This window comes from Serratia sp. BFP-2025 (genome assembly GCF_050880365.1).
Lineage (GTDB): Bacteria > Pseudomonadota > Gammaproteobacteria > Enterobacterales > Enterobacteriaceae > Serratia > Serratia surfactantfaciens.
The window spans coordinates 1419383-1439989 of record NZ_JBPAFV010000001.1 but is presented as its reverse complement, the minus strand read 5'-3'; the positions used below and the strand labels follow the sequence as shown (position 1 = coordinate 1439989).

At 60.3% G+C, this 20607-nt stretch carries 19 protein-coding genes; 8 read left to right on the top strand and 11 right to left on the bottom strand.

Going from position 1 to position 20607, the window contains the following annotated elements:
* Nucleotides 1–221: 221 nt before the first annotated feature.
* The 3 genes from nifJ (at nucleotide 222) to ACRAWE_RS06720 (ending at nucleotide 5465) form a co-directional block, all read left to right on the top strand.
* Nucleotides 222–3755: a pyruvate:ferredoxin (flavodoxin) oxidoreductase gene (nifJ, locus tag ACRAWE_RS06730; RefSeq protein WP_432525148.1), complete on the top strand. Its 3534-nt coding sequence runs from the start codon at nucleotides 222–224 to the stop codon at nucleotides 3753–3755.
* A gap of 227 nt (nucleotides 3756–3982) precedes the next feature.
* Nucleotides 3983–4921, top strand: coding sequence for a tRNA 2-thiocytidine(32) synthetase TtcA (gene ttcA, locus ACRAWE_RS06725; RefSeq protein ID WP_019452656.1), 939 nt, complete (start codon nucleotides 3983–3985; stop codon nucleotides 4919–4921).
* A gap of 145 nt (nucleotides 4922–5066) precedes the next feature.
* Nucleotides 5067–5465 carry a VOC family protein gene (locus ACRAWE_RS06720; protein ID WP_019452657.1) on the top strand — a complete coding sequence of 133 codons (399 nt, stop codon included), beginning with the start codon at nucleotides 5067–5069 and terminating at the stop codon, nucleotides 5463–5465.
* 218 nt (nucleotides 5466–5683) lie between these two features.
* Here ACRAWE_RS06720 and zntB read toward each other — a convergent pair whose 3' ends face one another.
* Nucleotides 5684–6667: a zinc transporter ZntB gene (gene zntB, locus ACRAWE_RS06715; protein ID WP_019452658.1), complete on the bottom strand. Its 984-nt coding sequence runs from the start codon at nucleotides 6665–6667 to the stop codon at nucleotides 5684–5686.
* 153 nt (nucleotides 6668–6820) lie between these two features.
* Here zntB and ACRAWE_RS06710 point away from each other — a divergent pair, with 153 nt between their 5' ends.
* The gene (locus tag ACRAWE_RS06710) at nucleotides 6821–7918 is read left to right on the top strand and encodes a hypothetical protein (RefSeq protein ID WP_432525147.1); all 1098 of its coding nucleotides are present in this window, start codon (nucleotides 6821–6823) and stop codon (nucleotides 7916–7918) included.
* A 194-nt stretch (nucleotides 7919–8112) separates the two neighbouring features.
* A complete protein-coding gene (locus ACRAWE_RS06705) occupies nucleotides 8113–8361 on the top strand; it encodes a hypothetical protein (protein WP_004930507.1) in 249 nt (82 codons plus the stop codon).
* A gap of 159 nt (nucleotides 8362–8520) precedes the next feature.
* Here ACRAWE_RS06705 and ACRAWE_RS06700 read toward each other — a convergent pair whose 3' ends face one another.
* Entirely contained in the window at nucleotides 8521–10155 is a 1635-nt protein-coding gene (locus tag ACRAWE_RS06700) for a peptide ABC transporter substrate-binding protein (protein WP_026036095.1), read from the bottom strand.
* A 159-nt stretch (nucleotides 10156–10314) separates the two neighbouring features.
* Nucleotides 10315–10665, bottom strand: coding sequence for a hypothetical protein (locus tag ACRAWE_RS06695; RefSeq protein WP_015378006.1), 351 nt, complete (start codon nucleotides 10663–10665; stop codon nucleotides 10315–10317).
* A 206-nt stretch (nucleotides 10666–10871) separates the two neighbouring features.
* Here ACRAWE_RS06695 and mpaA point away from each other — a divergent pair, with 206 nt between their 5' ends.
* Nucleotides 10872–11579 (top strand): murein tripeptide amidase MpaA, encoded by a 708-nt coding sequence (gene mpaA, locus ACRAWE_RS06690; RefSeq protein WP_063919560.1) that lies wholly within the window; start codon nucleotides 10872–10874, stop codon nucleotides 11577–11579.
* Nucleotides 11580–11582: 3 nt separating this feature from the next.
* On the opposite strand, the gene ycjG is transcribed toward mpaA, so the two are convergent.
* The gene (ycjG, locus tag ACRAWE_RS06685; protein ID WP_309530368.1) at nucleotides 11583–12557 is read right to left on the bottom strand and encodes an L-Ala-D/L-Glu epimerase; all 975 of its coding nucleotides are present in this window, start codon (nucleotides 12555–12557) and stop codon (nucleotides 11583–11585) included.
* A gap of 225 nt (nucleotides 12558–12782) precedes the next feature.
* Here ycjG and tpx point away from each other — a divergent pair, with 225 nt between their 5' ends.
* Complete coding sequence (gene tpx / locus ACRAWE_RS06680) at nucleotides 12783–13286, top strand: thiol peroxidase (RefSeq protein ID WP_019452663.1); 504 nt, start codon at nucleotides 12783–12785, stop codon at nucleotides 13284–13286.
* Between the two features lie 57 nt (nucleotides 13287–13343).
* On the opposite strand, the gene tyrR is transcribed toward tpx, so the two are convergent.
* The 7 genes from tyrR to pspA all read right to left on the bottom strand — a co-directional run bounded on the left by tyrR (nucleotide 13344) and on the right by pspA (nucleotide 19343).
* On the bottom strand, nucleotides 13344–14915 hold the full coding sequence (gene tyrR / locus ACRAWE_RS06675) for a transcriptional regulator TyrR (RefSeq protein WP_025159779.1): 1572 nt from the start codon (nucleotides 14913–14915) through the stop codon (nucleotides 13344–13346).
* 313 nt (nucleotides 14916–15228) lie between these two features.
* Nucleotides 15229–16290: a YcjF family protein gene (locus ACRAWE_RS06670; RefSeq protein WP_019452665.1), complete on the bottom strand. Its 1062-nt coding sequence runs from the start codon at nucleotides 16288–16290 to the stop codon at nucleotides 15229–15231.
* Nucleotides 16287–17684 (bottom strand): YcjX family protein, encoded by a 1398-nt coding sequence (locus tag ACRAWE_RS06665; protein WP_154746286.1) that lies wholly within the window; start codon nucleotides 17682–17684, stop codon nucleotides 16287–16289. The genes ACRAWE_RS06670 and ACRAWE_RS06665 overlap by 4 nt, the downstream gene beginning before the upstream one ends.
* Nucleotides 17665–17931, bottom strand: coding sequence for a phage shock protein PspD (pspD, locus tag ACRAWE_RS06660; RefSeq protein WP_025159780.1), 267 nt, complete (start codon nucleotides 17929–17931; stop codon nucleotides 17665–17667). Before pspD ends, ACRAWE_RS06665 begins: the two co-directional genes overlap by 20 nt.
* 97 nt (nucleotides 17932–18028) lie before the next feature.
* Complete coding sequence (gene pspC / locus ACRAWE_RS06655; protein ID WP_004930552.1) at nucleotides 18029–18388, bottom strand: envelope stress response membrane protein PspC; 360 nt, start codon at nucleotides 18386–18388, stop codon at nucleotides 18029–18031.
* Nucleotides 18388–18615 (bottom strand): envelope stress response membrane protein PspB, encoded by a 228-nt coding sequence (gene pspB, locus ACRAWE_RS06650; protein ID WP_004930553.1) that lies wholly within the window; start codon nucleotides 18613–18615, stop codon nucleotides 18388–18390. The genes pspC and pspB overlap by 1 nt, the downstream gene beginning before the upstream one ends.
* Nucleotides 18616–18677: 62 nt before the next feature.
* Nucleotides 18678–19343, bottom strand: a complete 666-nt coding sequence (pspA, locus tag ACRAWE_RS06645; protein WP_019452667.1) for a phage shock protein PspA — start codon at nucleotides 19341–19343, stop codon at nucleotides 18678–18680.
* A 184-nt stretch (nucleotides 19344–19527) separates the two neighbouring features.
* Between pspA and pspF the strand changes: the two genes are divergently transcribed.
* Entirely contained in the window at nucleotides 19528–20535 is a 1008-nt protein-coding gene (gene pspF / locus ACRAWE_RS06640) for a phage shock protein operon transcriptional activator (protein WP_063919633.1), read from the top strand.
* Nucleotides 20536–20607 lie beyond the last annotated feature (72 nt).

The window sequence follows — 20607 nt, the reverse complement described above, 5'->3', positions numbered from 1 at the left end:
GGCAATTATGACCCGCCGGAAATAAATTGTCTTTAAACGGCGAAAACAATTTATTGGCGTGACGTTTCTCCACAGGGAAAATAGCCGCCCCCGGCCGCATTGCCGATTTATCGCTCGCCACACAAATGCGATAAAGCCACGTTCAAACCCTCTGTTAGACTTTTTCCATTACTGCGAAAGCGTGCTTTCGCGGCTTTGTGAGCAATGAAAAGGTAACGTCGATGATAACTACAGATGGTAATAATGCAGTCGCTTCCGTGGCCTATCGCACCAACGAAGTGATTGCCATCTACCCTATCACGCCAAGTTCTACCATGGCTGAGCAGGCGGACGCCTGGTCCGGCGATGGCCGGCAAAATATCTGGGGCGATATCCCCCGGGTGGTGGAAATGCAGTCGGAAGGCGGCGCGATCGCCACCGTGCACGGCGCTTTGCAAACCGGTGCGCTGTCGACCTCGTTCACCTCATCGCAGGGTCTGCTGCTGATGATCCCCACGCTGTACAAACTGGCCGGCGAGCTGACGCCATTCGTACTGCACGTCGCCGCGCGCACCGTGGCTACGCACGCGCTGTCGATCTTCGGCGACCATTCGGACGTGATGGCGGTACGCCAGACCGGCTGCGCCATGCTGTGCGCCGGCAGCGTGCAGGAAGCGCAGGACTTCGCGTTGATCTCGCAGACCGCCACCCTCAACGCGCGCGTGCCGTTTATTCATTTCTTCGATGGGTTCCGCACCTCGCACGAAATCAACAAGATCGTGCCGCTGAGCGACGATACGCTGCGACAAATGCTGCCTCAGGGAGCGATCGACGCTCACCGCAGCCGGGCGCTGTCGCCGGATCATCCGGTGGTGCGCGGCACTTCCGCCAACCCGGATACCTATTTCCAGTCCCGCGAAGCCACCAACCCGTGGTATGACGCCACCGGTCAGCACGTGATCGCGGCCATGGAAGCCTTCGCCGCCCTCACCGGCCGTCACTATCGGCCGTTCGACTATTACGGCCATCCGCAGGCCGAGCGCGTGGTGGTGGTGATGGGGTCCGCCGCCGGCACCTGCGAAGAAGTGATCGACACCCTGCTGACCCGCGGCGAGAAAGTCGGCGTGCTGAAAGTTCGGCTGTTCCGGCCGTTCTCCGCCAAACACCTGCTCGGCGCGCTGCCCGACAGCGTGCGCAGCGTCGCGGTGCTCGACCGTACCAAAGAACCGGGCGCGCTGGCCGAACCGCTGTATCTGGACGTGATGACCGCGCTGGCGGAAGCCTACAGCCAGGGGGAGCGCGCCACGCTGCCGCGGGTGATCGGCGGCCGTTACGGGCTGTCGTCGAAAGAGTTCGGCCCGGACTGTGCGCTGGCGGTGTTCCGCGAGTTGGCGCAGCCGCAGCCGCGCCCGCGTTTCACCGTCGGCATCTTCGATGATGTCACCGGCCTTTCGCTGCCGCTGAGCGACGAAATCCTGCCGCAGCGCGCCTCGCTGGAAGCACTGTTCTACGGTTTAGGCAGCGACGGCTCGGTCTCGGCCACCAAGAACAACATCAAAATCATCGGCAACGCCACGCCGCTGTATGCCCAGGGCTATTTCGTCTACGACTCCAAAAAGGCCGGCGGCCTGACGGTATCGCACCTGCGCGTCAGCGAGCAGCCGATCAACTCGGCCTATCTGGTCAGCCGCGCGGACTTCGTCGGCTGCCACCAGCTGCAGTTTATCGATAAGTACCAGATGGTCGAACGCCTGAAGCCCGGCGGCACCTTCCTGCTCAATACCCCTTACGGCGCCGACGAGGTCTGGTCGCGCCTGCCGCAGGAGGTTCAGGCACTGCTGCACCAACGCCAGGCGCGTTTCTATATCATCAACGCCGCCAAGCTGGCGCGTGAATGCCGGCTCGGCGCACGCATCAACACCGTGATGCAGATGGCGTTCTTCCATCTGACGCAGATCTTGCCGAGCGACGTGGCGCTGCAACAGCTGCAGGACGCCATCGCCCGCAGCTACAGCAGCAAGGGCCAGGAGATCGTCGAGCGCAACTGGCAGGCGCTGGGCGCCACCCGCAGCGCGCTGATTGAAATTCCGCTGCAGCCGGTCGACGGCAGCAGCCCGATGCGCCCGCCGGTGGTCTCGGACGCCGCCCCGGACTTCGTCAAAACCGTTACCGCGGCGATGCTGGCCGGGCTGGGTGATGCGCTGCCGGTTTCCGCCTTCCCGCCGGATGGCACCTGGCCGGTGGGCACCACCCAGTGGGAAAAGCGCAACATCGCCGAAGAGATCCCGGTCTGGCAGCCCGATCTCTGTACCCAGTGCAACCACTGCGTCGCCGCCTGCCCGCACTCCGCCATTCGCGCCAAGGTGGTTCAGCCGGCCGAGATGGAACACGCGCCCGCTTCTCTGCAGTCTCTGGATGTGAAAGCGCGCGATATGCGCGGGCAAAAATACGTTCTGCAAGTGGCACCGGAAGATTGTACCGGCTGCAACCTGTGCGTCGAGGTCTGCCCGGCGAAAGATCGCCAGAACCCGGAGATCAAGGCGATTAACATGGCTTCGCGCCTCGATAATCTGACGGCGGAAAAAGACAACTACGACTTCTTCCTGCAGCTGCCGGAAATCGATCCGGCGCAGCTGGAGCGCATCGACATTCGCACCTCGCAACTGATCACGCCGCTGTTCGAGTACTCCGGCGCCTGTTCCGGCTGCGGCGAAACGCCGTACATCAAACTGTTGACCCAGCTCTACGGCGATCGTTTGCTGATCGCCAACGCCACCGGCTGCTCGTCAATTTACGGCGGCAACCTGCCGACCACGCCGTATACCACCAACGCCGAAGGGCGCGGGCCGGCGTGGGCCAACTCGCTGTTCGAGGACAACGCCGAATTCGGCCTGGGCTTCCGCCTGACGGTCGATCAACATCGCGCGCGGGTGCTGCGCCTGCTGAACGCGCTGGCGCAGCAGCTGCCGGAGCAGTTGGTCAACGCTCTGCAGATGGCCGACGTGGCGCCGGAGCCGCGCCGTAAGCAAATCGCCGAACTGCGCACGCAACTTGCGAGTATTGAAGGCGCAGACGCGCGTCAGCTGGCGGCCGATGCCGACTATCTGGTGGATAAATCCATCTGGCTGATCGGCGGTGACGGCTGGGCCTACGACATCGGCTTTGGCGGTTTGGATCACGTTCTCAGCCTGACCGAGAACGTCAACGTGCTGGTGCTCGACACCCAGTGCTACTCCAATACCGGCGGCCAGCAGTCGAAGGCCACGCCGCTCGGCGCGGTGACCAAATTCGGCGAACACGGCAAGCGCAAGGCGCGCAAGGATCTGGGCGTCAGCATGATGATGTATGGCCATGTCTACGTCGCGCAAATCTCGCTGGGGGCGCAGCTCAATCAAACGGTGAAAGCGATTCAGGAAGCCGAGGCCTATCCGGGGCCGTCGCTGATCATCGCCTACAGCCCGTGCGAAGAGCACGGCTACGATCTGGCGCTCAGCCACGATCAGATGAAACAGCTGACCGCCACCGGCTTCTGGCCGCTGTACCGCTTCGATCCGCGCCGCAGCGCCGAGGGCAAGGCCGCATTGGCACTGGACTCCCGGCCACCGAACAGCAGCCTGGCTGAAACGCTGCTGAACGAGCAGCGCTTCCGTCGCCTGAACTCGCAGCAGCCGGAAGTGGCCAGCGCGCTGTACCAGGCCGCGGAAAAAGAGCTGAAGGAGAAATACGACTTCCTCAGCCTGCTGGCCGGCAAGGCGGAAAAATCCGCCGCCGAGTAACCCCATCAGGGCGCGAGCGATTCGCGCCCTGTTTTTTACCGCTGACGCAAGCCGTAGCGATAAAACCTGCTGGCATTCCTGCGCGCAATCCGTACCATACAGGCCTCGCGTCGGGTGTATGGATGCATGATGATGAATAATGATCAAAATCGACCGGTTGAATGGTAAACTTGCGGTCTAAAACGCCATGCCCCTAGTGCCCCCCATTGAGAATGAGCACGATTTAAATGTCAGAAAAGCAATCCGTTAGCCAAAAAGAGCAATACAACCTGAACAAATTGCAAAAGCGCCTGCGCCGCAACGTGGGCGAAGCGATCGCCGATTTCAATATGATTGAAGAAGGCGACCGCATCATGGTCTGCCTGTCCGGCGGCAAAGACAGCTACACCATGCTGGAAATCCTGCGCAATCTGCAGCAGAGCGCGCCGGTCAACTTCTCGCTGATCGCGGTAAACCTCGATCAGAAGCAACCCGGCTTCCCGGAGCATATTCTGCCCGCCTACCTGGAAAGCCTGGGGGTGGAGTACAAGATCGTCGAAGAGAACACCTACAGCATCGTCAAAGACAAGATCCCGGAAGGCAAAACCACCTGCTCACTGTGCTCGCGCCTGCGCCGCGGTATTCTGTATCGCACCGCCACCGAGCTGGGTGCCACCAAGATCGCGCTGGGTCACCACCGCGACGACATTCTGCAGACGCTGTTCCTCAATATGTTCTACGGCGGCAAGATGAAAGGCATGCCGCCCAAGCTGATGAGCGACGACGGCAAGCACGTGGTCATTCGCCCGCTGGCCTATTGCCGCGAGAAAGACATCGAGCGTTTCTCGATCGCCAAAGAATTCCCGATCATCCCATGCAACCTGTGCGGCTCACAGCCTAACCTGCAGCGCCAGGTCATCGGCGATATGCTGCGCGACTGGGACAAACGTTACCCGGGCCGGTTGGAAACCATGTTCAGCGCCATGCAAAACGTGGTGCCTTCGCATCTGAGCGATATCAACCTGTTCGATTTCAAAGGCATCCAACACGGTAGCGCCGTGGTGGACGGCGGCGATTTGGCCTTCGACCGTGAAGACATTCCGATGCAGCCGGTCGGTTGGCAGCCGGAAGACGCGGATGACGCAGCGCCTGCGCCGGAGCGTTTGAACGTGCTGGAAATCAAATAACGCCCTTCGCCGCTTGCCCCCTACAAGCGGCGACATTTCTCTCTCTCGACGATCTCGATCCTGTTCACAGTTTGCGCAAAATTTACTGGGCGATGCCGTTTTTACCCTATACTGTGTATTTATACAGTCATATGGAGATCGCGCAATGAATATCACCCCCTGCCTGTCCCACGTCTCGCTTGGCACCAACGATTTCGCTGCCGCCGCCGCCTTTTACGATCGCACGCTGGCCGCCCTGGGTTGCCGACGCGTGCTGGAGCATCCCGGCGCTATCGGTTATGGCCGCGACTACCCGGAGTTCTGGTTGCAGGTGCCGATCGACGGCCACCCCGCCTCGCTCGGCAACGGCACGCACGTCGGCTTTTTCGCCACCAGCAAGCAACAGGTAGATGAGTTCCACCGCCAGGCGCTGCTGGCCGGCGCCGTCGATGAAGGCGCGCCCGGTTCGCGGCCGCACTACGGCGAGGCCTACTACGGCTGCTTTGTCCGTGATTTGGATGGGCACAAGATTGAAGCCAGCTTCTGGGATGAAAGCGCGGCCTGAGGAAGCGAGAAAACGGAATAAAAAAATGCCGGTGATTAAACCGGCATTGTACGAATCAAATGTGCTATGCAGTAATTCAAAAATAAGAAAGTAAGACAATTATGGAGCGCAACGCCCATCGCTTGACGTTGCATTCACCTGCGAGAGAGATCATGCCCCATTTGCCCCGGCTAAATGTTGATATTGCTCAATGTTAACCGGGTTTTCATCATTTTTGCCTATAGCCAGCGGCTGCGCTTCAGCCACCAGGCTACGCCTCCTACCAGCGCCAACAGCATCAGGCAGAAAGTACCGAAACCAAATGACGCCGTGTTGCCCGGGATGCCGCCCAGGTTGACGCCGAACAGCCCGGTCAGGAAGGTGGTGGGCAAAAATACCATCGCCAACAATGACATGGTGTAAGTGCGGCGGTTCATCGCGTCGGCCATCACCGTGGTGATTTCGTCGGACAATATGGCGGTGCGCGCGATGCTGCCGTCCAGATCGTCCAATCCCCGACCCAGCCGATCGGCGATGTCCTGCATGCGGCGGCGATCGTCATCGCTCATCCACGGCAGGCGGTCGCTGGCCAGCCGCGCGAAGACGTCGCGCTGCGGCGCCATGTAACGACGCAACACGATCAGCTGTTTACGGATCAATGCCAGCTGGCCGCGCTCCGGCACCTGCTGCTCCAGCAATGCGTCCTCCAGGTCGATAATCCGGTCGTGCAGATCTTCGATGAATTCGCTGGTATGATCGGTCAACGCATCGGAAATTTCCACCAGCCAGTTGCCGCTGTTGGTTGGTCCGGCGCCGCTTTGCAGATCGTTCACCACCTGATCGATGGAATAGACCTTGCGATGCCGGGTGGAGAGAATCAGTTTGTCGGTGATGTACACGCGGATGGTGACCAGCTGATCCGGCCGCGAGTTGGCGTTGAAGTTGATGCTGCGCAGGGTGATCATGGTGCCTTCGCCCTGGCGACTGACGCGCGGCCGTGAGCTTTCGCCGGAGAGCGCTTCACGCACCGAGTCCGGCAATAACGGTGTGGTGCTCAGCCATTCGGCGCTGGCCGGGTGCGCGTAATCAAGATGCAGCCAGCACGGTGCGTCGCAGGTAATCTTGTCATCCTGCTCGATCGACGTTACGCCCCCCTTACCGTCCAACTGGTAGGCGTAAACCGCATCGGCGACCTGCAGCTCGCTCCCCTCAATCACATCCATTCATTTATCCCCTCAAGTCTTGCTTATGTTGCTGAGTCTAGCGTTAACGCCTTGGAGATCAAAGGCCAAGCTGTAACGCCAGTTTGCACAACGAACGAAAAGCGTGCTCTATACTTCAGTCGAGGAAACATCAGCGCAAACAGAGGAGCAAAAATGGCGGGAAGTACTGAATCAGGCGCGATACATTCTGCATCGATCCTGACGGCTCTGCGCCGCCTGCTCAGTACCGTGGTAGCGGCCACGCTGTTCACCAGCCAACCGCTGCATGCAGAACCGACGCTGGGGCGCATCTCCACGCCTTTTCACGTAACGACGGCGGCCGGCGATATCACTTACTATGTCGCCCATGAGCACAGCGCACAGCCGCGAAGCGCACTGGTGGTGATACACGGTCACCCGCGCGATGCCGCGAAAACGCTGCAGGCGGCGATCGACGCCGCGCAAGCAGCAGGAGCGGGAAGCGATACCCTGCTGGCCGCCCCGCTGTTCCAGGTACCGGAAAAACTCGCCACACACTGCCATTCCACCGGCCTGCCCCGGCCACAAGACGGCGATGCCCTGTGGCGCTGTGGCTCCTGGATCGAAGGCGGTTTGGATAATGGTGGGAAAACCGGTTCGTTCAACGCCATGGATAAGCTGTTGGCCGATCTGCACCGGCGCTGGCCGTCGCTGCAGACGATAACCCTGGCCGGTTTTTCCGCCGGCGCCCAGTTCGTGCAGCATTATGTTGGCTTCGCCAACCCGCCGGACGGAGTGCGTGTGCGCTATGTGGTGGCCGATCCCGGCAGCTGGCTCTATTTTGACAGCCTGCGGCCCCAGCCGACAAACTGGGAGAACTGCACCAGTGAAAAAACGTGCCGTTTTCACTGGCAAACGGCGGACGCCGGACAGTGTCCACAGGCCAACCGCTGGAAATACGGCCTGGAAACGCTTCCCGCTCACCTGCAGCGTAGCGCCGACGCGGCCCGCCGGCGCTACGCCGCCGCCGATATCACCTATCTGGCCGCCGCCGATGATACCGGCGCCGCACCGGGTGCCTACTATCGGATACTCGACAAGTCCTGCGCCGCCCAGCTACAGGGGCCCTATCGGCTGCAGCGCGCCCTGGCCTATGCCGACTATGACCGACGTTATCTGGCGCCGGATAAACCGCATCGGTTAACGATCGTACCCGGCTGTGGGCACAACGTCGCCTGTGTCTTTCCGGCTCCGGCGGCCAGGCCGGCGCTCTTTCCCATTAATGCAGACTAATAATAACGGCAATGAAATAAACCACCGCCGATAAATCAGACAATATCGCCGATAAAGCGCTGGCAATGCCGTTATTATTATGACTTAACATATTGCTATCAATTTTAATTCAAAATGATAATAATAAATCAACACAAAGCTGTTTCAGCGCAAATTTTAGGGGCATATACTTTTCTCACTACGAGGAGGTAGTTATGTTACGCGACCATTTAAAAATAAACGCCAGCGATACGTTGGAAAAAATCAGCAATATTCATTTGCAAAACCAGGGCCAGGAAGAGATCAGTGAGTTTGTCGTGAAAAACGCCGCCGGCCTGCAAATTGGCAAGGTTTCCGTTCACGATCGTTTCAGCACCCGCCGCTCTTACCCCACCAGCTACCGCATCACTCAAACCGATATGAGCGGCCGCGTGGTGGTGGATGCCATGCGGGACTGCCTATAAGCGTAGCCGCACTCTGAAATAGCGAAACAATAATGTGATGATAGCCGCCCTGTTTATTATTAAACGGGGTTTATCGCGTGGAAAAATTAATTACCTTCGCCATTGCAGCGCCGAAAAAATAAAGCCCCCGCATTAGCCGGGGGCGATAAATAAACCGGTTCAGTGTTTGATGATATACATCGTCTGGCTGTAGGCCACGTCTTCCGGATTGGTGATCGGGTAGCCTTTTACCCACGGTTTGATCAGGCGGCCGTTAGTGTATTGATATATCGGCGCGATCGGCGCCTGATCGGCAATGATCTGTTCCATCTTGTTGTAATCGGCGGTCACCGCCGCCGGGTTGGTTTCCCGCCCCGCCTGCGCCAACAGCTTGTCATAGTCCGCGCTCTTGAATTTGGCGATGTTGCCGCTGTGGGTTGAGGTCAACAGCGACAGGAAGGTCGACGCCTCGTTATAATCCCCCACCCAGGAGGCGCGGATCACATCGAAATTGCCGGTATTGCGGCTGTCGATATAGGTCTTCCACTCCTGGTTTTGCAACTTGACGTCAATCCCCAGCTTTTTCTTCCACATCGAGGCCACGGCGATGGCGATCTTCTGGTGGCTTTCCGAAGTGTTATACAGCAGCGTCAGCTTCAGCGGGTTGTTCGGGCCGTAACCGGCCGCCTGCAGCAACGCCTTGGCCTGTGCGTCCAGCTCCGCCTGCGATTGCTGTTGCAGCAAGCTCGCTTCCGGTTTGAACCCGGCGGTCACGTCCGGCGTAAAGTGGTAGGCCGGTTTTTCGCCGGTGCCCAACACTTTTTCCGCGATAATCTTGCGATCGATGGCGTAGGACAAGGCCTGACGCACCCGCACGTCGTTGGTCGGCGCGCGCTGGGTGTTGAACGCGTAGTAATAGGTGCCGAGCTGATCCGGGGTGTACACCTGCCCCGGAATGTCTTTCAGCAGCTTCTGATACATATTTTTCGGGAAGGATTCAGTGATGTCGATGTCGCCCGCCAGGTAGCGCTTGGTGGCGTTGGATTCCTGATTGATCGGCACGAAGGTCACTTTGGTCAGCACGGTGCGCGCATGATCCCAGTAATGGTCATTAGGCGTCAGCACCAACTTCTCGTTCACCACCCGCTCCTGCAGTTTGAACGCGCCGTTGCCCACCAGATTGCCGACCTTGGTCCAGTCGTTGCCGTATTTTTCCACCACCGCCTTATTCACCGGGAACAGGCTGAAATTGGCCGTCAGGCTGACGAAGTACGGCACCGGCTTATCCAGCTGCACCTTCAGCGTGTAGTCATCGGGCGCCGACACGCCCAAGCGATCGGCCGGCAGCTTGCCGCTGATGATCTGCTCGGCGTTCTGGATCCCCGCCAGCTGGGCGAACCAGGCGAACGGCGACAGGTTTTTCGGCTCGACCAGCCGTTGCCAGCTGTAGACGAAATCCTTCGCAGTGACAGGGTCACCGTTTGACCAGCGCGCGTCTTTGCGCAGATGGAAAATATAAGTCTGGTTATCGCTGGTCTGCCAGCGGGTGGCAACGCCGGGGATCACTTTCCCGGTGGCGTCCTGGTTGACCAACCCTTCGAACAGATCGCGCGCCAGCTGCGCCTCCGGCAAGCCCACCGCTTTAATCGGATCGAGCGAGGCCGGTTCGTCTTTAATGTGGCGCACGATTTCCTGTTTGTCCGCCAGCGCGGTGCCCGGGGGAACCTGCGCCGCCATGGCGCTGCTCATACAGGCGCCGATCGCCGCCGCGCACAGCGCCAAACGAAAACCCCGTTGCATTTTTTTTCCCGTCATTATGATTTGTCCCCCGTTAACCATCTGAATTTTTTATCATATAGCACAAGATCCGTCCGGCCTAGAGCCCGCGGCCGAGAAGTTGCAAAAAGTGCGATTCAGGCGATAAAAAACCCGTGCGGCGCAGGGCGGCACGGGTGGTGTTTACAACAGTGACCGTCAGTCGTACAGGTGGATGCTGTTGATGCGGTAGCTGAACTCTTCACCCTCTTCTTCATCGAATACGGTGAAAAAGCCTTTCTCGGCCAGCGGGCGGGCCGAGATATCGGTTTTTTGCAGCTGACGCGCGTCGGCGTCATCGTAGCCGTAGTCGAGATAGAAGGCATCTTTCTGATAATCGATGTGCAGGGTGAACGGATAGTTCGATTCGTCCCCGCGCCCGTCGTCGTTTTTCACCACGCCGAACCATTCCCCCTGGCGGATCTGGTTTTCAGCATCCACGCCACACAGCAGCGTGATGGTGTCATTTTCATTTTCGCTATAGCTGGCGATGATTCTGGCTACTGGCATGTTAAATCCTCTTGCGGGTGATTGGCTTAGCTCTGCCGTTAGTATAACAACAGCCTCAGGCCAGGTGCGGTTTAATTGGCGTTTTCGCCGCCGCGGCGTCACAGATCGCGCAAACGCCGCACAATTGCGATGGGAAAGATGCCGCAAAGCGTAATACACTGAATAAAATGACAATGACTCTCGAACTTTAACTCAGGGACAACACCATGACCGAACATCGACCGCGCAGTGAACGTGGCCAGTTGGCCGTCGCAGGAGAGAACTACGGCAGCTCGCTGCTGGGCGCGCCGCTGCTCTATTTCCCGGCGGCGGTCAGCGGCCCCGAGACCGGGCTTATCATCGCCGGCACCCACGGCGATGAGAGCGCCGCCATCGTAACCCTGTCCTGTGCGCTGCGCAGCATCGCGCCGAGCCAGCTGCGCCACCATGTGGTGCTGGCGGTCAACCCCGACGGCTGCCAACTGGGGCTGCGCGCCAATGCCAACGGCGTCGATCTGAACCGCAATTTCCCGGCCGCCAACTGGCGCTCCGGCGACACCGTCTACCGCTGGAACAGCGCGGCGCCGGTGCGTGACGTCAAGCTTTCCACCGGCGGGCGCCCCGGTTCCGAACCGGAAACCCAGGCGCTGTGCCATCTTATTCATCGCCTGAAACCGCACTGGGTGGTGTCATTCCATGAGCCGCTGGCCTGCATCGAAGATCCCGCCAGCTCGCGACTCGGCGTTTGGCTGTCGCACAAGTTCGAACTGCCGCTGGTAACCAGCGTCGGTTATGAAACCCCCGGTTCGTTCGGCAGCTGGTGCGCGGATCTGTCGCTGCCGTGCATCACCGCCGAATTCCCGCCGATCTCCGCCGATGCCGCCAGCGAGCGCTACATCGATGCGATGACCGAGCTGCTGACCTACCCGAATTAATCGCTACGGGGCGATATCGACGATCGCCCCGCATTCGAACGCCAGTCCCGGCTCGACGTCCCGCGCCAGCCAGGTCGGGCCGTCCAGATCGACGAAGCGCGCCGCCGGCGCCAGCGGCAAGGCGGCGGATATCGCCCGCGACGTGCACAACATGCAGCCGAGCATGATGGCGAACCCCTGTTCGCGCGCGGCCTGCGCCAGCGCCAGCGCCTCGGTCAAGCCGCCGGTTTTGTCCAGTTTGATGTTGACCATCTGATAGCGCTGAGCCAGCTGTGGCAGATCGGCGCGGGTGTGGCAGCTTTCGTCGGCGCAGATCGGCAGCGGATGAATAAAGTGCTCCAGCGCGGCGTCGTCACCGGCAGGCAGCGGCTGCTCCAGCATCGCCACGCCGAGATCGGCCAGCAACTGGCAGCGCGCCGCCAGCCCTTCCGCCTGCCAGGATTCATTGGCGTCGACGATCAGCGTCGCCTGCGGCACCGCGGCGCGGATCGCCACCAGCCGCTCGCTGATATAGTGATCGTCGAGTTTGATCTTCAGCAGCGTGGCGCCCTGCCGCGCCAGTTCGCGTGCGGCGAAGGCCATTGCCTCCGGCGTGCCGATGCTGACGGTCTGCGCCATGCGGATCTGCGCCGGCGCCATCACGCCGCTGCGCTGCCACAGGCTCTGTCCGTGCAGCCTGCACTCCAGATCCCACAACGCCGAGTCCAGCGCGTTGCGGGCGGCGCCCGCCGGCATCTGCGTCAGCAGTTGCTCGCGGGTCATGCCCTGCGCGATCGCCGGCGCCATCTCAGCCAGCTGCGCCATCACCGACTCCTCGCTCTCGCCATAGCGCGGATACGGCGTGCATTCACCGACGCCGCGCACCTCCTGCTGTTCGATTTCGACCACCACCACCCGGGCTTCGGTGCGGCTGCCGCGTGCAATCACGAAGGCAGTATGCAGCGGCCAGGCTTCCGGGTAAAAACGCATGTCTCTCATAACGGCTCCTGAGCGAAAACCGCGCATCCAGGCGGGTGGATGCGCCGGTGATGTTTTATAGAACAGCCTAATATATACAACTATTTAGCAAACTTTGATATCCAATCCGCCCCGGTTGTCATAAACTGTCGCCAGGGTGTGAACCTGATGTTAACTGCCGTTACCGGCGCACCGTTTCATCAGGTTCATACCCTTTGTATAAACACCTGTAAAAGGAATCTAGCAATGACTCAGACAGTACATTTTCAAGGCAATCCGGTCGGCGTAGCGGGCAAGCTGCCACAGCAGGGCGAACAGGCCAAGGCCTTCTCGCTGGTTGCCAAAGACCTGTCAGACGTAGCGCTGAGCAGCTTCGCGGGTAAACGCAAAGTCCTGAACATCTTCCCAAGCATCGATACCGGTGTCTGCGCGACGTCGGTGCGTAAATTCAATCAGTTGGCCAGCGGCCTGGATAACACCGTGGTGCTGTGCATCTCCGCCGATCTGCCGTTCGCGCAGTCGCGTTTCTGCGGCGCGGAAGGCCTGAGCAACGTGGTCACCCTCTCCACCCTGCGCGGCGCCGAATTCAAGCAGGCGTACGGCGTCGAAATCGCCGAAGGTCCGTTGGCGGGCCTGACCGCGCGTGCGGTCGTGGTGCTGGATGGCCAGGACAACGTGCTGTACAGCGAGCTGGTGAACGAAATCACCACCGAGCCAGACTACGACGCGGCGCTGGCTGCGCTGAAATGACAAAGCCGGCGGATGCCGGCTTTGAATACACGTTAAAGGCGCCGCAAGGCGCCTTTTTTATTCTTCGCCTTCAGCGCCGCCCTTGCGGCTGCTCAGGCCATACTCGCGCAGCTTGTTGGCGATGGCGGTATGGGAAACGCCCAGCCGTTTCGCCAACTTGCGGGTGCTGGGATAGGTGCGATACAGACGCGTCAGCACCGAGCGCTCGAAACGCTTGCTGATGTCGTCCAACGAACCGTCCAACACCTCGTCACCCAGCGACATCTCCACCTCGAACTCCGGCAGCACGATATCCTGCGGCCGCAGCTCGTAGCCTTCGGTTTGCGTCAGCGCGCGGTAGATGGCGTTTTTCAGCTGGCGCACGTTGCCCGGCCAGCCGTATTTGCTGAGGAAACCGCCCAGATCGCTCGCCAGCTTGGGCCGCGCTACGCCCTGCTCGTCGGCGAAGCGCGCCACGAACAGCTCGGTCAGCGGCATGATGTCCTGCGGACGCTCGCGCAGCGGCGGGATAGTGATGGTCAGCACGTTGAGGCGATAGTAGAGATCTTCGCGGAATTCGCCGCGCTGTACCAGCTCGGTAAGGTTTTTCTGGGTGGCGCAGATCACGCGCACATCGACATGCACCTCATGCTCTTCACCGACGCGGCGGAAGGTGCCGTCGTTGAGGAAGCGCAGCAGTTTGGTCTGCATGCGCGGCGACATCTCGCCGATCTCATCCAGCAGCACCGAGCCGCCGTTAGCCTGCTCAAAGAAACCCTTCTTGCCTTCCAGCGCATTGGGATACGCGCCCGGCGCATGGCCGAACAGTTCGCTCTCCACCACGTCATCCGGCAACGCGGCGCAGTTCAGCGCCAGGAACGGCTGTTTGCCGCGCGGGCTGCGCAGATGGCAGGCGCGGGCCAGAATATCCTTGCCGGTACCGGTATCGCCGACGATCAGCAGCGGCGCATCGAGCATCGCCAGTTTGCGCGCCTGCTCCAGCACATGGCGCATCTTGGCGCTCACCGCGACGATGTGATCGAATTCGGTATCGTCGTTCACCGACAGATTTTGCAGCTGGCGGCCCATGCGCGCGGTGGACTTCAGCATCACCACCGCGCCGACCGCGGCCGGCTGCTGCTGTTCGTCTTCCAGATAGATAGGCGTGATGTCCATCAGGAAGTCCTGGCTGCGGATCACCACCCGTTCCGAGTGCGGCGCCGTCTGCTCGCTCTCCAGCCAGCGGCTGAAGTTATAGCCGCCGATCAGCGCGCCGGCGGTCTGGTTACGGATTTTGTCTTCGTTCAGGCTGAACAACGCCTGCGCCGCCGGGTTGGCCAGCTCGACCTTGCCTTTCATATCGATGGAGAACACCGGTTCCGGCATCGACTCCAACAGCGCACGCAGCGCGCGATGTTCGCGTTCGGAAGGCATAAAGCTGACGGTGCGCACGTCGGTCACGCCGGCGATGCGGCGGATCTCCGCCATCAGCGCGCGGAAAGTATCGAAATCCAGCTGGGAGAAGTTGAGGTAAATGCGGCCGATGGGATCGATCTCGATACCACGCAGGTCAATGCTGCGCGATACCAAAAGATCGAGTAATTCTCGAGTGAGACCGAGACGGTCTTCGCAAAATACTTCCAAACGCATCAGTGTTGGCCTTATCTCTGCAGGTGCGGGGATCGTTGACGATGATGATACTCCCTCACACCGGGCGGTAGAAGCGATCTGTCAGCAAAAGTTGACAGAACTCTGATTTATTGCCGTGGCTGCTGATTTTAAACGCAAGTGAATAACAGCATCGGCGTCATTTTAGCCATCAAACAGAGAGTTATCACAACAAGAATTAATATGGCAGATATTTATCACGCATTCGCAGGGGGATCGACTATCGTCAAGTCTTGATTACGTCCCGCGCCGGTACCGCTCAGAAAACGGCGCTCTCGCGAGCGCCATAGCGAGGTTATTTGGCCTTGCCGTCGTTTTTTTTCAACGTGTCTTTCAACTGGCCGATCAGTTGGCTGCGGAAATCGCCGAGCTTCGGTTTTTCCCCTTCCAGCCACGGCAGCGGACGGCACAGTTCCATCGCCTTGATGCCCAACCGCGCGGTCAACAGCCCGGCGCCAATACCCTGCGCCGCGCGCGCCGACAGCCGCGCCGCCAGATCCTGCGACATCCAGTCCATCCCCACTTCGCGCACCAGCTCGGAGGCGCCGGCGAAGGCGATGTTCAACAACACCAACCGGAATAGGCGGATGCGGCTGAAGTAGCCCAGCTCGATGCCGTACAGCGCGGCGATGCGGTTGATCAAGCGGATGTTGCGCCAGGCGATGAACGCCATGTCCACCAGCGCCAGCGGGCTGACGGCGATCATCAGCGTCGATTCGGCGGCGGAGCGGCTGATTTCGCGCCGTGCCTGGTTGTCCAACACCGGCTGCACCAGTTTGGCGTACAGCTCCACCACTTCGCGATCGTTCTGCGTTTCATGCAGCGACGCTTGCCAGCGCTGCAGCGCCGGATGCCCCTGATCCAGCCCGGCCTGGCGCGCCAGCTTCTCGCAGAATTCGCGTCCTTGCCCCAGCCCGTGGCTGTGCAACAGCTCGCGCGCCACGTCGCGCTCCTCCGCACGCTGACGCAGCCGATACAAACGCCGCCACTCGGTGACTACCGAACCGACGCCGGCGAACACGATCAGGCCGCCGGCCACGCCGCCGCCCATGGCGATCCAGTCCTGCTGCACCCAGGCGGTATGCACCCACTGCACGCCCTGCGCCACCACGCTGACGCCGAACAGCGCCAGCCCGGCGGTGACCATTTTGCGCCACAGGCTGCGTTTCGGTTTTAGCGCAGCGTTAATGATGCCCTCGGCGCGCCCTTCTTCCTCTTCCTGCTGCAGCTCCGGCGCCGCCGGAAAGAAGCTTTCCGCCTGCTCGGCGTCAAAAGCGACGCCGGCGCGCAACGCCGGCTCCTGTGGCGGCTGCAGCGGCTCGTCAAAATCGATACGCGGTTTTATCGGCTCGCTCATCGCAATTTGTCTCCCAGTAAAAACTCCATCACCGCATCCAGCCGGATGTGCGGCAACGGGCTGTCCACGCTCATGGCGCGCGGACGAAACTCATCGAAGTGGAATCCCTGGCTCTGCCAGAACGCCGGCCCCGGCAGGCGCGCCGGCACTTCGCCGGGGAACACCGTCAGCGGCGCACCGTCGCTCAGGCGGTTACCCTTCAACGCCGGAATGCGCTGCCCCTGGTGATCGACGATGCCGCTCTCGGTCGCCTGCACCGAGGCCAGGCCGACGCAATCCATGCTGATGCCCTCGAACGCCGCGTTCTGCCACGCCTCTTGCACCAGCTGTTGCAGCAACGACACCAGATTGGCGTGCTGCTCGGCGGTGATATGGTCCGCCTTGGTGGCGGCGAACATCAGTTTGTCGATGGTCGGCGAGAACAGGCGACGGAACAACGTACGTTTGCCGTAATGGAAGCTCTGCATCAGTTGGGTCAGCGCCAGGCGCATGTCGTTGAACGCCTGCGGGCCGCTGTTCAGCGGCTGCAGACAGTCGACCAACACGATTTGCCGATCGAAACGAACGAAATGCTCTTTGTAGAAGTTTTTGACGATCGACTGGCAGTAGTAGTTGAAGCGAGCGCGCAGCATGCCGATGTTGGTGTGTTTGTCGGCCTGCGCCAGCTTCGATTCACCGACTGCGGCCACATCGGGCCACGGGAAAAACTGCAGCGCCGGCGCGCCGGCCATGTCGCCCGGCAGCACGAAACGCCCCGGCTGAATGAAGTGCAGCCCTTCGCTTTTGCAGCGCAGCAGATAATCGGTGTAGGCCTGGGCGATCGCCGCCAGGCGGTTTTCATCGGCCGGGGCCAGCGGATCGCAAGCCTTGCACAGCTCAAGCCAGGGTTTGGCCCATTCGGCGCGTTCGCCCTGCAGCAGCCCGGTCATCTGACGCGACCAAGCCAGGTAATCCTGCTCGAGCATCGGCAGATCCAGCAACCATTCACCCGGATAATCGACGATCTCCAGGTACAGCGTCGAGGTGTCTTTGAAGTGGCGCAGCAGCGAGTCGTTGGAGCGGTAACGCAGCGCCAGACGGATTTCGCTGACGCCGCGCGTCGGCGTAGGCCAGGCCGGCGGCGTGCCGTAAAGCTGCGCCAGCCCTTCGTCATAGGTGAAACGCTGGATGCCGAGATCGCGCTGCGGGATGCGTTTGACGCCCAGCAGGCGCTCTTCGCGCACCGGTGAAAACAGCGGCATGCGCGCGCCGCTGTGCACATGCAGCAGTTGGTTGACGAAGGCGGTGATAAAGGCGGTTTTGCCGCTGCGGCTCAGGCCGGTCACCGCCAGGCGCAGATGGCGATCCATTCCGCGGTTGACCAGCGAGGTTAACTCATTTTGCAGTCGTTTCATTGCTCTCCTTGACGTAACGCCCGAATGCCTTGTTCAGGCCTTTACGGAACAGCGGTTCCAGCACCAGCGCCAGCACGAAGCGCACCGGTTTGCGGCCGACGGTCTTCAACAGCCAGCCGGCGGCGCCCGCCGGGCCATAGTTCAATAACGCTATGATGATGACTTTAGCCAATGTCTTCAACATTGCCGCCGCTCCTCGTTTAAATCCACCCGTTCTGACGGTGTTCGCGACATCGATTTTATTCATGACAATGCCCTCCGGCACAAGACGATTAAGTTTACATTCAACGGGATAACGGCGGCGCAGATGCCCGGCCAGCGCAGGCCGGGTATCGCAAGAAGGGTTACAGCTTGCGGAAACGGCTCTGTACGCCGAAGGTATCGGACGTCACATAGCGCTCGACCTGACGCAGCTGCTGTTCGCCGCTGCCCAGTTCATACTCCAGCTGATCGAGCAGCTGGCGTGGCGTCTTCTGATGCTCGCCTTCAAAACGGCTGGCCGGCGCTTCGTCCAACACGAACACCAGCGCGATATAGGCCACCAGCGTGAAGAAGAACAGCCCGAAGAACAGCGACAGCACCACCATCACGCGGATCAGGCGCACCGGCACGTCGAAATAGTGGGCCAAACCGGCGCAGACGCCTTTCACCATGCCTTCTTCGGGAACGCGATAAAGCTTTTTACTGCCCAGCGTTGTGCTCATCAGGACTGTCTCCAGTTCGGGTGTTCCGCATCGAGGATCTCTTCCAGCGCCTGAATGCGTTCACGCATGCGTTTGGCGTCTTCCGCCAGCTGCGCCAGGCGCTGCATTTCTTGCTGACTCAGCTGGATGCCGGTCTGTTGCCGATTGCTGTAATGCAGCCAAAGCCAAATCGGCGCGACAAACAGCACGAAAATTGTCAGCGGAATGGCAAGTAATAAAGCACTCATTGTTATTCCTTCTTATCGGGTCCTGGGTAGCGGCCACCTCCGGCGTGTGGCCGCGGTTCGCCTTACTCGGAGCGGTTCATCTTGGCTTTCAGCGCCGCCAGTTGCTCACTGATGGCGTCGTCGGCTTTCAGCTCGGCAAACTCTTGCTCCAGCGACTTCTTTTTACCGATGCTGATGCTTTCCGCTTCAGCTTCCATGTGGTCGATGCGTCGTTCGAACTGTTCGAAACGCGCCATCGCCTCGTCCAGCTTGCCGCTGTCGAGCTGGCGGCGCACTTCACGCGAAGAAGACGCGGCCTGATGGCGCAGCGCCAGCGCCTGCTGCCGCGCGCGAGTTTCGGTCAGCTTGTTTTCCAGCTCACCGATTTCGCTCTTCATGCGCGCCAGCGTTTCTTCTACGGTCGCCACTTCCTGCGTCAGCGTGGCGATCAGATCGGCAACCTTCTGTTTTTCGATCAGCGCCGCGCGGGCCAAGTCTTCTTTATCTTTACGCAGCGCCAGTTCGGCTTTTTCCTGCCAGTCGCCAACCTGGTTTTCACCCTGCTCGATGCGACGCAGCAACTGCTTTTTCTCCGCCAGCGCGCGCGCCGACGTGGAACGAACTTCGACCAACGTGTCTTCCATCTCTTGGATCATCAACCGCACCAGCTTTTGCGGATCTTCTGCCTTGTCCAGCAGAGTGTTGATGTTGGCGTTCACGATGTCGGCAAAACGAGAAAAAATACCCATAATTCACTTCCTCTTGGTTCTGATGGCGTCTGAAGCGCCGCGTTAAGTCGTACAGCTTGCCCAAAGATATAATCAAAACCCGTGCCAACTTTTATTTGATTGAAAAACAACAACATTTTATTTTTGACTCTCTGTGAGCTTGCTGTAGAGTGATTATTTTCACCAAACATTGGCGAATTTCATCATGAACGAGCAGCCAGAGAATTTGTTGGGCGAAGCAAACGCCTTTGTCGAAGTGTTGGAGCAAGTCTCCCAGGTCGCCAAGTTGAACAAACCGGTACTGGTGATCGGCGAGCGCGGCACCGGCAAGGAGCTGATCGCCCACCGCCTGCACTACCTCTCCAACCGTTGGCAAGGGCCATTCATCTCGCTCAACTGCGCGGCGCTGAATGAAAACCTGCTGGACTCCGAGCTGTTCGGCCACGAGGCCGGCGCCTTTACCGGTGCGCAGAAACGCCATCTGGGCCGCTTTGAGCGCGCCGACGGCGGCACGCTGTTCCTGGATGAGCTGGCGACCGCGCCGATGTTGGTGCAGGAGAAATTGCTGCGGGTCATCGAATACGGCCAACTGGAGCGCGTGGGCGGCAGCCAGCCGCTGCGGGTGGATGTGCGGTTGGTGTGCGCCACTAACGACGATCTGCCGGCGCTGGCAGCCGCGGGCAAGTTCCGCGCCGATCTGCTGGATCGGCTGGCGTTCGACGTGGTGCAGCTGCCGCCGCTGCGCCAACGCCGGCCCGATATCATGCTGCTGGCCGAACACTTCGCCATTCAAATGTGTCGCGAGCTGGCGCTGCCGCTGTTTCCCGGCTTTACCGAACGCGCCAGGCACACGCTGCTCGGCTATGGTTGGCCGGGCAACGTGCGCGAACTGAAAAACGTGGTTGAACGCTCGGTCTATCGTCACGGCGACAGCGACCACCCGCTGGATGAGATCGTGATCAACCCGTTTGCACCGCGCGAGGCCCCGCCGGTCGCGCTCCCGCTTGAAGGAGCCGGCGCGCTGCCGGCGCTGCCGCTGGAGTTGAAAAATTGGCAGTTGGAGCAGGAGAAGGCATTGATCGAAGCGGCGTTGCAGCAAGGGCGGTTCAACCAACGCAAGGCGGCGCAGCTGCTGGGGCTCACCTACCACCAGTTGCGCGGCATGCTGAAAAAACATGCGCTGCTGCAAAACGGCGAAGCGGATGAGGAATAGTGGGCAAAAAAAAAAGCCAGCACCCGAGCTGGCTTAAAAAAACACTGGAAGCAATGTGAGCAATGTCGTGCC

Coding starts and splice junctions, on each gene's coding strand:
- nifJ (WP_432525148.1), top strand. CDS start 222: ATGATAACTACAGATGGTAATAATGCAGTCGCTTCCGTGGCCTATCGC.
- ttcA (WP_019452656.1), top strand. CDS start 3,983: ATGTCAGAAAAGCAATCCGTTAGCCAAAAAGAGCAATACAACCTGAAC.
- ACRAWE_RS06720 (WP_019452657.1), top strand. CDS start 5,067: ATGAATATCACCCCCTGCCTGTCCCACGTCTCGCTTGGCACCAACGAT.
- zntB (WP_019452658.1), bottom strand. CDS start 6,667: ATGGATGTGATTGAGGGGAGCGAGCTGCAGGTCGCCGATGCGGTTTAC.
- ACRAWE_RS06710 (WP_432525147.1), top strand. CDS start 6,821: ATGGCGGGAAGTACTGAATCAGGCGCGATACATTCTGCATCGATCCTG.
- ACRAWE_RS06705 (WP_004930507.1), top strand. CDS start 8,113: ATGTTACGCGACCATTTAAAAATAAACGCCAGCGATACGTTGGAAAAA.
- ACRAWE_RS06700 (WP_026036095.1), bottom strand. CDS start 10,155: ATGACGGGAAAAAAAATGCAACGGGGTTTTCGTTTGGCGCTGTGCGCG.
- ACRAWE_RS06695 (WP_015378006.1), bottom strand. CDS start 10,665: ATGCCAGTAGCCAGAATCATCGCCAGCTATAGCGAAAATGAAAATGAC.
- mpaA (WP_063919560.1), top strand. CDS start 10,872: ATGACCGAACATCGACCGCGCAGTGAACGTGGCCAGTTGGCCGTCGCA.
- ycjG (WP_309530368.1), bottom strand. CDS start 12,557: ATGAGAGACATGCGTTTTTACCCGGAAGCCTGGCCGCTGCATACTGCC.
- tpx (WP_019452663.1), top strand. CDS start 12,783: ATGACTCAGACAGTACATTTTCAAGGCAATCCGGTCGGCGTAGCGGGC.
- tyrR (WP_025159779.1), bottom strand. CDS start 14,915: ATGCGTTTGGAAGTATTTTGCGAAGACCGTCTCGGTCTCACTCGAGAA.
- ACRAWE_RS06670 (WP_019452665.1), bottom strand. CDS start 16,290: ATGAGCGAGCCGATAAAACCGCGTATCGATTTTGACGAGCCGCTGCAG.
- ACRAWE_RS06665 (WP_154746286.1), bottom strand. CDS start 17,684: ATGAAACGACTGCAAAATGAGTTAACCTCGCTGGTCAACCGCGGAATG.
- pspD (WP_025159780.1), bottom strand. CDS start 17,931: ATGAATAAAATCGATGTCGCGAACACCGTCAGAACGGGTGGATTTAAA.
- pspC (WP_004930552.1), bottom strand. CDS start 18,388: ATGAGCACAACGCTGGGCAGTAAAAAGCTTTATCGCGTTCCCGAAGAA.
- pspB (WP_004930553.1), bottom strand. CDS start 18,615: ATGAGTGCTTTATTACTTGCCATTCCGCTGACAATTTTCGTGCTGTTT.
- pspA (WP_019452667.1), bottom strand. CDS start 19,343: ATGGGTATTTTTTCTCGTTTTGCCGACATCGTGAACGCCAACATCAAC.
- pspF (WP_063919633.1), top strand. CDS start 19,528: ATGAACGAGCAGCCAGAGAATTTGTTGGGCGAAGCAAACGCCTTTGTC.